Below are 12295 nucleotides of genomic sequence, written 5' to 3'. Positions count from 1 at the left end.
ATCGCACGCCATCAGGCCGTTGTATCCGTTATGAAAATGCGTAAACCGCGCCGTCCGCCCGGGCGGTGGATCTATTACATCCTGCATGAAGACATGCTGTGGCCCTGCCCGGTCAAATGGGAGTGGGAGAGCGGCTATAACGCCTGGCTGCCGTTTTACTATTCCCCCACGCTGGAATTCGTTGCCGGCAACCCCGCCCGCGCCACCAAGGTCAGCAACGGTCGGCGCTGAGCGTGCCGCTCGCCTTGCCGCCCGGCATCTGCTCGCCTAAGATCATCACATCATCTACCGCTTTTCCGGGGGCTTTCATGTCTACTCTGTTTCGCACTTCTCTTTGCGGCGCGGTGGCGTTGCTGCTGCTTGCGGGTTGCCAGCAGACGGCGCATAAGCCGGCGCCACCGCTGCAGGCGCAGTTGGATCATATCGCTTCGATGCTCGCCGGCGGGCACTTTCTGCGTGTGGACTGCGGGCGCAGCGAGGTGCCGGACGACGTGAAACTGCAGCGCACCGCGATGCGTGCGGCGCAGCATCGCGGCTGGGATACGCATGCGGCCGGGTATCGGCAGTTACCGGCGCTCACTCAGGCGCGTTACCTGACCCTGCAACAGGATAATCAATTGCTGACGGAAAAATGCGCCGCGCTCAGCCGCAGCACGGCGCGCTTTATCGCGGCGGCGCAGGCCGATCAGGAAGACTACATGGAGTAGCGTTGCCGTCCCCCTTTCGGGCGCTCGTCATGGGCGCCCAAAAATTCTTTGCAGGATAACGATTTATCGCTCATCATTTGAAATGATGTTTCACTTTTACCCATCGAGCCCATCTTGAACCTGTATGCCGCCCTGCGTCAGCGCGTGGAAAATACGCCCTGGTATGCCAAACGGAAAAGTTACCGCGTACTGTTTTGGCGCGAGATCACGCCGCTGGCGGTGCCGATCTTTCTGGAAAACGCCTGTGTTTTGCTGATGGGGGTGCTGAGCACCTTTCTGGTGAGCTGGCTCGGTAAAGAGGCGATGGCCGGGGTGGGGCTGGCAGACAGCTTCAACATGGTGATCATCGCCTTTTTTGCTGCGGTGGATCTCGGCACTACCGTGGTGGTGGCCTTCAGCCTCGGCAAGCGCGATCGCCGGCGGGCGCGGGCCGCGGCGCGCCAGTCGCTGGTGCTGATGACCGCCGTGGCGCTGTTGCTGGCGGCGGGCATTCATCTGGCGGGCGAGCAGATCATCGATGTGATCGCCGGTGCGGCCTCGCCGGAAGTGAAAGCGTTGGCGCTCTCTTACCTGCAAACCACGGTGTGGAGCTACCCGGCGGCGGCGATTGCGCTGATCGGCAGCGGCGCGCTGCGCGGCGCGGGCAACACCAAGATCCCGCTGCTGATCAACGGCGGCATGAATATCCTCAATATCATCATCAGCAGCATCCTGATCTACGGCATGCTGGGTTGGCACGGTCTGGGCTTCGTCGGCGCCGGGCTGGGGCTAACGATTTCCCGCTATATCGGCGCGATCGCCATCCTCTATGTGCTGGCGATCGGTTTTAACCCGGCGCTGCACATCACGCTGAAAAGCTATTTCACACCGCTGAAAATGAGCATCCTGTGGGAAGTGCTGGGGATCGGCATTCCCGCCAGCGTCGAATCGGTGTTGTTCAACGGCGGCAAGCTGTTGACGCAGATGTTCGTCGCCGGCATGGGCACCAACGTGATCGCCGGTAACTTCATCGCCTTCTCCATCGCTTCACTGATCAACTTGCCGGGCAACGCCCTGGGATCGGCCTCGACCATCATCGTCGGCCGGCGGCTCGGCAAAGGCGAGATAGGTCAGGCGGAGCGGCAGCTGCGCCATATTTTCTGGCTGTCGACCCTCGGGCTGACCGCCATCGCCTGGGGCACGGCGCCGCTGGCCGGGGTGTTCGCCGCGTTTTACACCTCGCAGGATGATGTGAAAACGGTGGTGAAAACCCTGATCTGGCTAAACGCCGCCTTTATGCCGATCTGGGCCGCCTCCTGGGTATTGCCCGCCGGGCTGAAAGGCGCGCGCGACGCCCGCTTCGCCATGTGGGTGACGATGCTCGGCATGTGGGGCTGCCGCGTGGTGGCCGGCTATGCGCTGGGCATTGAGCTGGGCATGGGCGTGGTGGGCGTCTGGTTGGGGATGTTCCTCGATTGGGCGGTGCGCGGCGCCTTATTCTACTGGCGCATGGTCAGCGGGCGCTGGCTGTGGAAATATCCGCGCGTGCGGCGCACGGACGCCGGCTAATCTTGCCTGCGCGCAGCCTGCCGACGCCCTGAGCGGCCGGCAGGCGAAATCGTGTATCAGAGGGAAGGGTACCAGCGCAACGACTTGTTGACCGGCCCCGGCGTGACCAACACTTTGCCTCTGCCGGCCAGGTTCAACAGCAAGTTGCGCGCCTGATAGATGGTGATGTCGTTGGACTCGGCCAGCTGACGAGTGGTGGGCCACTCGCCGGGCGGCGGCGGGGCCGTGCCGTTGGCCGAAGGACAGAGACGGTGCAGCGTCGTTAATAAATGCTGCTGCAGGTTTTGTAATTCTTGTTGTTTTGACGTGCGTTTTATCATGTCAGCCTCCCTTAAACTTCAGCCGAGTTTTGATATAACGATAAGCGTCGCCCGGAAAATAATGCCCTGTCCCGGCAATACCCTTCCTGAACCGGTAGCGAACGCCTGCCTGAACCCGATATTTCCGCTGCTATAAACCTGCGACGTTCATGTATCGGGAGCGGTAATGGGGTGGCTAAATGTTCAGCCTGCTGTATGTAATGGCTGTGCTTCATTGTTTTTCTCCATGGTTTACTGCCCGGTGCTGGTTTTCACCAGACCGAATTGATAAGCCTCCCTTTCCATTTCCGAATCATTATAACGCAAATAGAAAAAAGGCGATCAATAATGTCGCATGATATATATTTTACGAGATAATCGACTGAGGTTATTAATTTTACGATCTGTTGTCTCGAAAAAATATATTTGCCCTGTGGTTTTTGGGCTTATATCTCGTATTTATTGCTTTTGGCGGGAATGGCTTTTCAAATTACGACGGTTTTTGTAACAATATTTGGGCCGAAACAAACGAGTGAGTTGAATCTTAGTTGAATTTTCCGTGGGGCGGTAAATATTCACGGAAGTTCACGGGTTTGATCGTTTTTCTTCCTCATCAGCATGGGTTTCGCTGAGTACCTAAAACGAGTGATGGTGAAATGAAAGTCGCGGTTTAATTATCGCGAGAATTTGTTTCGGCTGCGAATAATACCGTTTTAATTCTGGGCTGTATAAATAACTGTTAAAGGAACGGGAGAGATCCTGCGCTTTTTACATAAATTAAAGGAATAAGTGAATTATGAAACTGAACAAAATCATGCTGACAGCAGTTCTGGCGTTTGGCGTTTCTTCTCTGGCGCATGCTGCCGATCAAGGGCATGGCAAAGTGACGTTTACCGGTTCCATTATTGATGCGCCTTGCTCCATTTCTCCCGAGACCGTGGACCAGACCGTGGATATGGGCCAGGTGTCAAACGTTGCGTTGAAAAATGGCGGCAAATCAGCGCCGCGCCAGTTCGATATTAAGCTGGAACAGTGCGACAACTCGACGCTGAAAACCGTCACCACCACCTTCGAAGGCAAAGCCTCTACCGCCAACAAGGACCTGCTGGGCATCGTCGGCACCGCCAGCGGCGCCAGCATCGCCATCACCGACACCGCCAGCAACCCGATCAAGCTGGGCACCGCAACGGCTCCACAGAACCTGGGTACCGGCACCAACACGCTGCGCTTCGCGGCTTACCTGCAGGGCGACGGCGCTTCCTCCGCCGTGGTTCCGGGCGACTTCACCGCCGTGGCCGATTTCAAGCTGGCTTACCAGTAAGCCCACGCCATTGGCGTGACTTTTTGCATGCGGGAGCCCCCGCATGCATTTTCCCTGGATGGAAGGCAAGTGTCAGGAGGTTCAATGCGCCGGTTTATTCACCCTTTAGTGTCTCCTTGCATATTGATGGCCACGCTGATGAGCCCGGCCGTGTCGGCGGCGTCCGGCTCTCAAGGTTGGGGGCGCGTAAATATGCAAGGAGCCATTATTGATACCGCTTGTGCGATTGCCGCCGGCAGCCGCGAGCAGACTATCGATATGGCCGTGATGCCGACGGGAAATATTATGCGCGATGGCTTAGGGAATACGCACCCATTCACCATCGAATTAATCAACTGCACGCTTGAGCGCCCAAAACCGAATTTACCGGACTGGCGACAGTTTCAGGTGGTTTTCGACGGCGACGCCGACGGCGACTTATTTGGCGTGCACGGTGAGGCGAAAGGCATCGCGCTGCAAATATCCGATGACCTGGGGAATATCGCCGCGCCTGGCCGGCCATTGCCGCTGGGCGATATAACGCCGGGCAACATGTCGCTCAATTACTCCATTAAATTGGTTGCCAATAACCAGCCGATGCGTGCGGGAAGCTATTTTTCCGCCGTGCGGTTCAAGCTGGATTATTACTGAGCGCTGTTATTGCGGCAAGCCGTAACGCCAGAATTATACGATATAAGGTTAGGGATATGATGTTGTCGCCTGCTGGGAAGCTATTTCGTTTTCAGGTGCTGGGATTATGTATCACGCTGGCGCTGGGAAGTTCATCAACGCGGGTCTATGCCGAAGATGGCATTCAGTTTAATGCCGACATTTTGGACGTGAACGATCGCAAAAATATCGACCTAAGCCAATTTTCCCGCAGCGGATACATTATGCCGGGAAGTTACGGCATGGTGGTTCATCTCAATAAAAGCGAGTTGCCCGAGCAGAAAATCGCTTTTTATCCGCCGGACAACGATCCTGCCGGCAGCCGCGCCTGCGTCGCTAAAGCGTTGGTCGATCAGCTTGGGCTGAAATCGGCGGCGATGCAATCGCTCACCTGGTGGCATCAGGGCGAGTGCCTGGATGAGTCCAGCCTGAAAGGCATGGTGTCGCGGGGCGATCTGGCGACGGGGACGCTGTACCTGAGCGTGCCGCAGGCTTACCTGGAATACAGCTCGGATGACTGGGATCCGCCGTCGCGCTGGGATGAGGGCATTCCAGGGCTGCTGTTCGATTACAACGTCAACGCACAAAGCCGGCAGCAGCAGCAGGGCGGCACGCGCGGTTACAGCGTCAGCGGCAACGGCACCGCCGGCGCCAACCTGGGCGCGTGGCGTCTGCGCGCCGACTGGCAGGGGCAGGTCAATCATCAGACCGGCAGCGGGCAATCCACGGAAAAACGCCTGGATTGGAGCCGCTATTACGCCTATCGGGCCGTTTCCGCGCTGCGCTCGCGCCTGACGCTGGGCGAGGACTATCTGGATTCGGGCATTTTCGACAGCTTCCGTTTCTCGGGGGCGAGCCTGGTGTCGGACGACAACATGCTGCCTCCCAACCTGCGCGGCTATGCGCCTGAGGTGGTTGGGGTCGCCAAGACCAACGCCAAGGTGACCATCAGCCAGCAGGGGCGGGTGATCTATGAAACCCAGGTGGCGGCGGGGCCGTTCCGCATTCAGGACATCAACGACGCCGTCACCGGCGAGCTGGACGTGCGGGTGGAGGAACAGGACGGCGGCGTGCAAGCGTTCAAGGTCAATACCGCCAGCATTCCTTACCTGACGCGCCCCGGATCGTGGCGCTTCAAACTGGCCGCCGGCAAACCGTCGGACTGGCAACACCATTCACGCGGGCCGCTGTTCGGCACCGGCGAGTTTTCCTGGGGCGTCAGCAACGGTTGGTCGCTGTATGGCGGCGCGTTGCTGGGCGGCGACTATAACGCGCTGTCATTGGGGGTCGGCCGCGATCTGATGATGTTCGGCGCGCTGTCGTTCGACGCCACCCAGTCGCGGGCGCGGTTGCCACAGCGAGACGAGACGCTCAGCGGCGGCTCTTACCGGGTGAGCTATTCGAAAACGTTCGACGAGCTGGACAGTCAGGTCACCTTCGCCGGCTATCGCTTCTCGGAAGAGGACTTCATGAGCATGAGCGAGTATCTCGACGCGCGCTATTACGGCAGCCGGGTTGGCAACAACAAGGAGATGTACACCATCACCTTCAACAAGCAGTTCCGCGACTGGGGGCTGAGCAGCTACCTCAACTACAGCCACCAGACCTATTGGGATCGCCCGTCCAACGACCGTTACAACCTGACGCTGTCGAGCTACTTCGATCTCGGCGAGATAAAAAACCTGAACCTGTCGCTGTCGGCCTATCGCAACCGTTACAACGACACCAACGACGACGGCGTGTACCTGTCGCTGTCGATGCCGTGGGGCAACGGCGCCACGCTCAGCTACAACAGCACGGTGAACCGTAACGACACCACGAACCGGGTGGGTTACTACCAGCGAGTCGATGAACACAACAATTACCAACTGAGCGCCGGCAGCGCCCGTCATGGTGCCAACCTGAGCGGCTACTACAACCACGAGGGTGATGCGGCGCGCCTGAGCGCCAACGCCAGCTATCAGGAAGGGCGCTACAGCGCCGTGGGGGTGTCCGCGCAGGGCGGCGCGACGCTGACGCCGGAGGGCGGCGCATTGCACCGCGTCGGCATGATCGGCGGCACGCGCCTGCTGCTGGACACCAACGGCGTGGGCGGGGTGCCGGTGCGCGGCTACGGCAGCACCGTTCGCACCAACCGCTTCGGCAAGGCGGTGGTGGCGGACGTCAACAGCTACTACCGCAACAAGGCCAGCATCGATCTGGACAAACTGGGCGACAACGCCGAAGCCACCCGCTCGGTGGTGCAGGCCACCCTGACCGAAGGCGCGATCGGCTACCGCCAGTTTGACGTTATCGCCGGCGAGAAAGCGATGGCGATCGTCAAACTGGCGGACGGCAGCACGCCGCCGTTCGGCGCCACGGTGCTGAACGCCCGCAAACAAGAGACCGGCATCGTCAATGACGGCGGCAGCGTGTACCTGAGCGGCGTCAGAGCCGGTGAGAGCATGACGCTGCACTGGAGCGGCGCGGCGCAGTGCCAGGTGCAGCTGCCGGCAACGCTGCCGGCCGACATGCTGACGCGCACGCTGCTGCTGCCGTGTCGGCCGATCGCCGCGGCGCAATCGGCCCCGGTTGAATAAACCCATCACCCTGAATCTGGAGTTATCGACAACATGCAAATTTTTTCTCTGAAAACCGCAGCGGCGTTCGCGCTGTTGGGCGCCACGGTGTCGCAGCACGCGCAGGCGGCGATCGCGCTCGACCGTACCCGGGTGATCTTCGACGGCGGCCAGAACTCGGTCAGCCTCAATCTCAGCAATCAGAACAAGCAGCTGCCGTACCTGGCGCAGGGGTGGCTGGAGGACGAGCAGGGCAACAAAATCCAAAGCCCGCTGGTGGTCTTGCCGCCGGTGCAGCGCATCGAGCCGGGTAAGCCGAGCCAGATCAAGATTCAGGCGTTGCCGGCGGCCAGACAGCTGCCGCAGGACAGGGAGACGCTGTACTACTTCAACCTGCGCGAGATACCGCCGAAGAGCAACAAGCCCAATACGCTGCAGATCGCGCTGCAGACGCGCATCAAGCTGTTTTATCGCCCGGCGGCGATCGTGCCGAGCCGCACCGACATGGCGACGCCATGGCAGGAGCAGCTGACGCTGACGCGGCAAGGGGAGAGTTACCAGGTCAATAACCCGACGCCGTACTACATCACCATCGTCGATGCGGGCAGCAAAAAGGGCGGTGAGGGCGTGAAAGGGTTTGAGCCCTTCATGATCGCGCCGAAGAGCCAGGCGCGCCTGACCGTAGGCGCTGCGGGGCTGGGCGGCAGCCCGGTGCTGACCTATATCAACGATTACGGCGGCCGGCCGCAGCTGAGCTTCAGCTGCAGCGGCGCGAGCTGCAAGGTGGTGCCGGAAAAACGGGCGGCGTCATGACCCACCGTGAGCGGGCGGTGTCGACGGGAGAGCCATTCAGGGGAAAAGGATGAAACGAGAACGGAGAAAGGTCGGCGAGCGCGCGTTGATGCTGGCGCTCAGCCTGGGCGTGGTCGCGATGCCTTCGGCGCAGGCCGACGTGGTGGACAACTGGCAGGTGGAGGGCGCCCATGGCGTGCTGCAGGTGTACGGCGCGCTGACGGAGAGCGCCTGTCGACTGGAGATGAGCAGCGCGCGGCAGGAGATCTGGCTGGGTGAGACCGGCACCGCGCGCATGCGCCAGGCCGGCGATCGCGGGCGGCCGGTGGCGTTCGAGCTGCGTTTGATGGACTGCCTGCGCACCCCGGGCGGCCAGCGCGATGCGCGCACCGGCGCGCTGGTTTGGGCGCCGAATCAGCCGGCGGTGACGGTCAGCTTCGCCTCGGTGGCGGACAGCGACAACCCGCAGCTGGTGAAGGCGCAGGGCGTTTCCGGGGTGGGGCTGCGCCTGCGTGATGGCCGCGGCCGCGACGTTCGGCTGGGGAGCCGCGGCGAGCCGCTGCTGTTGACGCCGGGGCAAGACGCGCTGAGCTACAGCGTGGCGCCGGAGCGGACTGCGGCGCCGTTGATGGCCGGCGCTTATCGGGCGACGGTAGACTTTAGGCTGAACTATGACTGAGGCGAGGACATGGTGCTGAGGATAACACGGGGCCGGGCGCTGATTGGGTTGGCGGGGCTGCTGGCGCTGGGCCTTCCGCCGGCTCAGGCGACCACGGTGAACGTGCGGGTCACCGTGCTTTCTCCACCCTGCATCATCAATGGCGGGCGGCCGATCGAAGTGGATTTTGGCGACGAAGTGATGACCACCCGCATCGATGGCGTCAACTATCGGCGGGCGGTGAGTTACACGCTGACGTGCAGCGGGCAGAGCAGTAACGGGCTCAAGCTGCAGGTACAGGGGACGGCGAGCGGTTTCGACGGCCAGCTGCTGCGCACCAGTAAAGACGGGTTGGGCATTGCGTTGATGAGCGGTGGCCGCCGTTGGCCGATCAACCAGTGGTTGAACTTTACCTACCCGACCGCGCCGACGCTTGAAGCGGTGCCGGTGAAGTCGGCCACAGCCAAACTGGCGGCGGGCGAGTTCACCGCGGGCGCCACCATGAAGGTGGATTACCAGTAACGCGGGAGCGAGAGCATGAAACTACGTTTTACGGCGAGCGTGCTGCTGTGCGCCGGGATGGCGTGCCATTTCGCCTGGGCGGAGAAAACGGTCGATATGCAGTTTCGCGGCACGCTGATCGAACCGCCGCCCTGCACCATTAACGATGACGGGATCATCGACGTGAACTTCGGCGATCGCGTCGGTATTAACAAGGTTGATGGCGTGAACTATCGGCAAAATATCGGTTACCGCATTCGCTGCGAACCGGGGATCGGCAAATGGGACATGCTGTTGAGTCTGACCGGCACCGCCGCGACGTTTGACGAAGCGGCGGTGCAAACCGACCGGCGCTATCTGGGCATCCGCATTTACCAGAACGCACAGCCGTTCAAAGTGGGCAGCGCGCTGCCTGTCGATCCGGCCAAGCCGCCGGTGCTGGAGGCGGTACCGGTCGGCAAATCGGGTGAAACCCTGACGGAAGGCGCGTTCGAGGCCACGGCGACGCTGCGGGCCGAGTATCAATGAAGGAGGAGGCGAGCGTGAAAACAACGCAAGGCGGCCGGGGCGTTATCGGCCTGGTGCTGTTGGCGCTGGGCGTGAACGGGGCCGCGCAGGCCGCAGACAATCTGCGCATGCGCGGTGCGCTGGTGGCGGAACCCTGCGTTATTCAGCCGGGTGACGAGGACATCGAGCTGGATTTCGGCACGCTGGTCGACAAGTACCTGTACCTGAACCAGCGCACGCAGGGTCAACCTTTCGAGCTGCGGTTGGCGCAGTGCGATCTCAGCCTGGGCAAGACGGTGTCGATCACCTTCAAAGGAACGGAGAATGCGCAGCTGCCGGGGCTGCTGGCGCTGGCGGCGAGCAGCCAGGCGCGTGGGATCGCCATCGGTATGGAGACGCTGCAGGGGCAGCCTTTGCCGCTCAACAGCGCCGGCGGCAAGTACCCGTTGCAGGACGGCGGCACGGTGATTGGCATACAGGCCTATGTGCGCGGCGAACCGGAAGCGTTGGCAAAGCGAACCCTTGGCCGCGGCGCTTTCAGCGCTATTGCGACTTTCAGTCTGGATTACCAATGAGCGCCGGGTTCCGGCAAAACAGAATAAGGATATGACGCGATGCAGCGTGTTCACTTCAGCGCGATGTACTTACTGCTCGGCCTGCTGCCGGGGCTGTGCTCGGCGCAAATTTACTCCTACGTGACCAAAAGCAGCGGTTCCCCCAGTGACGCCAAGTATGAGTATGTGCTTGAGAGCTGGGATACGGATGATCCGTCGCCAAACCCGTGCTATCAGCAAAGCCAGTGCGCGATCGGGATCAACCACCGCCACACCAGCGCCAACACCGGCGGCAGCACCGATGTGACGCCATCGGCTTCGGTTGTCGGTTCCTCCGTACATCCGCAGATCACCAAACTGAAGACGATGGGGGAACTCAGCAGCTATTACCAGCGCTATTACCCGTTGCCGATTAGCGGCAAAACCTCACATGTGGGCGATCCCATCACTCAGGAGTGCGTGGGGCTGTTTTATACCACCAGTTCCGGTTCCGCCGTTGTGGGGTCCAGCGCACGGCTGATGCCGAGCAGCGTCTGCGGCATCGCGCCGCCGCCGGTCGGGGTGTGCGGCATCGATGAGCAACAGCTCGATCTGAACCACGGCGTATTGCCGGATACCGAATTGGCGGGCAACACGGCGCGCGGCAGCCTGCGCGTGGTTTGCTCGCAGAAGATGAACATCGTCATGTATATCCGCGTCGGCAGCAATGGCCGCCTGGATCTGGGGAGCTCCGGCGTCTACAGCACGCTGCGCATCAACGGCGCCCTGGGCAACCTGGGGTATCAGTTCACTGCGGATACGCGCGGAGTCACGGTGCCGATCACCTCCACGCTCGGCGTGACGGGCACCATCAAGGCCGGCAATTACTCGGGGCAATCGGTCGCCATTTTAGCGCTGCCGTAGCCGCATTATCCCGCCGCGCGCCGCCACGATACGGCGCTGTGTCATGGCGGCGCCCGTCATCCGGGAGGATGACTCACGCCCGGCGGCGGCCGGGAAGGATTATTTCAAAGGGAGCGTGCCGATGGAAAGCACCATCACTCTGGCGTTTATCGATAATGACCGTTTCTTTATTGATGGTTTGCAGCAACTGCTGCTGCCGTATTTCGCGCGTCGCGGCATACGGGTGCAACTGCTCGACGCCGCCCTGGCGCACCGGGCGGATATGGTGTTTCAGTCCGTGGCGCGGGACTGGCAGGCGCGTTTCTGCCTGCGGTCAGCGAGCGACGGCCGGCCGATGAACTTTGCGTTGCGTGTGCCGGACGATACCCGTTGGCGCGAGAACCCGCGCTGCGCCAGCGAAACGGGCGTCATTTTCCGCAACGACTCGCCGGGCAGCGTATTACGCCAGTTGGAACGGGCACTGACGGCGCGGGCGCATGGCGATGTCGCACACCGTTGCTATTGGTGTGAACGTCAGCGCATTACTCGCCGTGAACGGGATGTGATGCGCTATCTGGCCAGTGAATTACCGCAGGCCACCATCGCGCGCAACCTGCGTCTGAGCGTGAAAACCGTCAGCAACCACAAGCAGGCGGCGATGAGGAAGCTGGGGTTCAAACGCAACGCGGATCTCTACCGCTGGCTGCGCTTGGGCGGATTGAACACCGTAGAGCGGCCGCAAGGGTAAGCGGCCGGGGGGGCGTCAATACAGCAGCGTCATCGCGCTGAAGAACAGCAGGGTCAACGCGATGATGATGACGTTTTGCGTGGCTTTGCGCACCAGCCTGCTGGCGCTCAGCCGGCTGTCGATGACGTAGAGCAGCGGCACCATCAGCAGCACGTAGGCAAACATCAGCATGGCGGTAAAGGGCTGCAGGTTCATTCATGTTCCTCCTGTGCGTCATCATGGCCGATCAAATGTACCAGCACGGCTTGCGTCTGGTGAGGCAAACCGACAAAAGACGGGGTGGAGGGAAAGGCCGGCACGAACGCTACGCCGGCGTGCCGCGTTTTCACCGCCGCTTGCAGGATTTTCTTTCGATGTTTCCGAGTATGGTCGACCATGCGCCTCCGAATAAGGCCGCCTGAAGGCGGCCGACTGCCGTATTGCCCATTAAGCTGGAGAAGGATTGCGGGCCACTGCCTGGCCGCAAAACCATAATATTGCGAATGATAATTATTATCAATAATGAAGATGAAAAAAATAGGGGTATTGCGGGCGGGCGTTTCGGTGGGGCATAAAAAGAAAAAGCACGCCTT

At 60.9% G+C, this 12295-nt stretch carries 16 protein-coding genes; 13 read left to right on the top strand and 3 right to left on the bottom strand.

The window, feature by feature from the left end:
* The first annotated feature begins 30 nt into the window (after positions 1 to 30).
* From AC6BYQ_RS07800 to AC6BYQ_RS07790, 3 genes are all read left to right on the top strand, one after another.
* Complete coding sequence (locus AC6BYQ_RS07800) at positions 31 to 231, top strand: hypothetical protein (protein ID WP_019453451.1); 201 nt, start codon at positions 31 to 33, stop codon at positions 229 to 231.
* 77 nt (positions 232 to 308) lie between these two features.
* Positions 309 to 707: a type II secretion system pilot lipoprotein GspS gene (gene gspS / locus AC6BYQ_RS07795; RefSeq protein WP_019453453.1), complete on the top strand. Its 399-nt coding sequence runs from the start codon at positions 309 to 311 to the stop codon at positions 705 to 707.
* Between the two features lie 114 nt (positions 708 to 821).
* Positions 822 to 2255, top strand: coding sequence for an EmmdR/YeeO family multidrug/toxin efflux MATE transporter (locus AC6BYQ_RS07790; protein ID WP_498056639.1), 1434 nt, complete (start codon positions 822 to 824; stop codon positions 2253 to 2255).
* Positions 2256 to 2311: 56 nt separating this feature from the next.
* Here AC6BYQ_RS07790 and AC6BYQ_RS07785 read toward each other — a convergent pair whose 3' ends face one another.
* A complete protein-coding gene (locus AC6BYQ_RS07785) occupies positions 2312 to 2575 on the bottom strand; it encodes a FaeA/PapI family transcriptional regulator (RefSeq protein ID WP_019453455.1) in 264 nt (87 codons plus the stop codon).
* 775 nt (positions 2576 to 3350) lie between these two features.
* On the opposite strand from AC6BYQ_RS07785, the gene AC6BYQ_RS07780 reads away from it, so the two are divergent.
* From AC6BYQ_RS07780 to AC6BYQ_RS07735, 10 genes are all read left to right on the top strand, one after another.
* The gene (locus tag AC6BYQ_RS07780) at positions 3351 to 3875 is read left to right on the top strand and encodes a fimbrial protein (protein ID WP_019453456.1); all 525 of its coding nucleotides are present in this window, start codon (positions 3351 to 3353) and stop codon (positions 3873 to 3875) included.
* An 84-nt stretch (positions 3876 to 3959) separates the two neighbouring features.
* Positions 3960 to 4505 carry a fimbrial protein gene (locus AC6BYQ_RS07775; RefSeq protein WP_025159867.1) on the top strand — a complete coding sequence of 182 codons (546 nt, stop codon included), beginning with the start codon at positions 3960 to 3962 and terminating at the stop codon, positions 4503 to 4505.
* Positions 4506 to 4561: 56 nt separating this feature from the next.
* Complete coding sequence (locus AC6BYQ_RS07770) at positions 4562 to 7102, top strand: outer membrane usher protein (protein ID WP_498056638.1); 2541 nt, start codon at positions 4562 to 4564, stop codon at positions 7100 to 7102.
* Between the two features lie 33 nt (positions 7103 to 7135).
* Positions 7136 to 7894 carry a fimbria/pilus periplasmic chaperone gene (locus AC6BYQ_RS07765; RefSeq protein WP_019453459.1) on the top strand — a complete coding sequence of 253 codons (759 nt, stop codon included), beginning with the start codon at positions 7136 to 7138 and terminating at the stop codon, positions 7892 to 7894.
* A 49-nt stretch (positions 7895 to 7943) separates the two neighbouring features.
* Complete coding sequence (locus tag AC6BYQ_RS07760) at positions 7944 to 8552, top strand: fimbrial protein (protein WP_498056637.1); 609 nt, start codon at positions 7944 to 7946, stop codon at positions 8550 to 8552.
* Between the two features lie 9 nt (positions 8553 to 8561).
* Positions 8562 to 9053 carry a fimbrial protein gene (locus tag AC6BYQ_RS07755; protein WP_025159864.1) on the top strand — a complete coding sequence of 164 codons (492 nt, stop codon included), beginning with the start codon at positions 8562 to 8564 and terminating at the stop codon, positions 9051 to 9053.
* Between the two features lie 15 nt (positions 9054 to 9068).
* Positions 9069 to 9560 carry a fimbrial protein gene (locus tag AC6BYQ_RS07750; protein WP_019453462.1) on the top strand — a complete coding sequence of 164 codons (492 nt, stop codon included), beginning with the start codon at positions 9069 to 9071 and terminating at the stop codon, positions 9558 to 9560.
* On the top strand, positions 9557 to 10114 hold the full coding sequence (locus AC6BYQ_RS07745) for a fimbrial protein (RefSeq protein WP_019453463.1): 558 nt from the start codon (positions 9557 to 9559) through the stop codon (positions 10112 to 10114). The genes AC6BYQ_RS07750 and AC6BYQ_RS07745 overlap by 4 nt, the downstream gene beginning before the upstream one ends.
* Positions 10115 to 10153: 39 nt before the next feature.
* Positions 10154 to 10996: an MrpH family fimbial adhesin gene (locus tag AC6BYQ_RS07740; protein ID WP_498056636.1), complete on the top strand. Its 843-nt coding sequence runs from the start codon at positions 10154 to 10156 to the stop codon at positions 10994 to 10996.
* Between the two features lie 121 nt (positions 10997 to 11117).
* Entirely contained in the window at positions 11118 to 11723 is a 606-nt protein-coding gene (locus AC6BYQ_RS07735) for a helix-turn-helix transcriptional regulator (protein ID WP_025159863.1), read from the top strand.
* A gap of 15 nt (positions 11724 to 11738) precedes the next feature.
* Here the strand turns inward: AC6BYQ_RS07735 and AC6BYQ_RS07730 are convergent, their stop codons facing one another.
* A complete protein-coding gene (locus tag AC6BYQ_RS07730) occupies positions 11739 to 11918 on the bottom strand; it encodes a hypothetical protein (protein ID WP_019453466.1) in 180 nt (59 codons plus the stop codon).
* Positions 11915 to 12100 carry a hypothetical protein gene (locus AC6BYQ_RS07725; protein ID WP_498056635.1) on the bottom strand — a complete coding sequence of 62 codons (186 nt, stop codon included), beginning with the start codon at positions 12098 to 12100 and terminating at the stop codon, positions 11915 to 11917. Before AC6BYQ_RS07725 ends, AC6BYQ_RS07730 begins: the two co-directional genes overlap by 4 nt.
* Between the last annotated feature and the right edge of the window lie 195 nt (positions 12101 to 12295).

The sequence above is a fragment of the Serratia sp. LTN-2 genome (genome assembly GCF_059740205.1).
The sequence above is the reverse complement of the archived record's forward strand: the minus strand, read 5'-3'. Positions and strand labels throughout refer to the sequence as shown.

Bases quoted from the DNA above. Each gene is read 5' to 3' on its own strand.
- AC6BYQ_RS07800 (WP_019453451.1), top strand. From the start codon at position 31: ATGAAAATGCGTAAACCGCGCCGTCCGCCCGGGCGGTGGATCTATTAC.
- gspS (WP_019453453.1), top strand. From the start codon at position 309: ATGTCTACTCTGTTTCGCACTTCTCTTTGCGGCGCGGTGGCGTTGCTG.
- AC6BYQ_RS07785 (WP_019453455.1), bottom strand. From the start codon at position 2,575: ATGATAAAACGCACGTCAAAACAACAAGAATTACAAAACCTGCAGCAG.
- AC6BYQ_RS07780 (WP_019453456.1), top strand. From the start codon at position 3,351: ATGAAACTGAACAAAATCATGCTGACAGCAGTTCTGGCGTTTGGCGTT.
- AC6BYQ_RS07775 (WP_025159867.1), top strand. From the start codon at position 3,960: ATGCGCCGGTTTATTCACCCTTTAGTGTCTCCTTGCATATTGATGGCC.
- AC6BYQ_RS07770 (WP_498056638.1), top strand. From the start codon at position 4,562: ATGATGTTGTCGCCTGCTGGGAAGCTATTTCGTTTTCAGGTGCTGGGA.
- AC6BYQ_RS07765 (WP_019453459.1), top strand. From the start codon at position 7,136: ATGCAAATTTTTTCTCTGAAAACCGCAGCGGCGTTCGCGCTGTTGGGC.
- AC6BYQ_RS07760 (WP_498056637.1), top strand. From the start codon at position 7,944: ATGAAACGAGAACGGAGAAAGGTCGGCGAGCGCGCGTTGATGCTGGCG.
- AC6BYQ_RS07755 (WP_025159864.1), top strand. From the start codon at position 8,562: ATGGTGCTGAGGATAACACGGGGCCGGGCGCTGATTGGGTTGGCGGGG.
- AC6BYQ_RS07750 (WP_019453462.1), top strand. From the start codon at position 9,069: ATGAAACTACGTTTTACGGCGAGCGTGCTGCTGTGCGCCGGGATGGCG.
- AC6BYQ_RS07745 (WP_019453463.1), top strand. From the start codon at position 9,557: ATGAAGGAGGAGGCGAGCGTGAAAACAACGCAAGGCGGCCGGGGCGTT.
- AC6BYQ_RS07740 (WP_498056636.1), top strand. From the start codon at position 10,154: ATGCAGCGTGTTCACTTCAGCGCGATGTACTTACTGCTCGGCCTGCTG.
- AC6BYQ_RS07735 (WP_025159863.1), top strand. From the start codon at position 11,118: ATGGAAAGCACCATCACTCTGGCGTTTATCGATAATGACCGTTTCTTT.
- AC6BYQ_RS07730 (WP_019453466.1), bottom strand. From the start codon at position 11,918: ATGAACCTGCAGCCCTTTACCGCCATGCTGATGTTTGCCTACGTGCTG.
- AC6BYQ_RS07725 (WP_498056635.1), bottom strand. From the start codon at position 12,100: ATGGTCGACCATACTCGGAAACATCGAAAGAAAATCCTGCAAGCGGCG.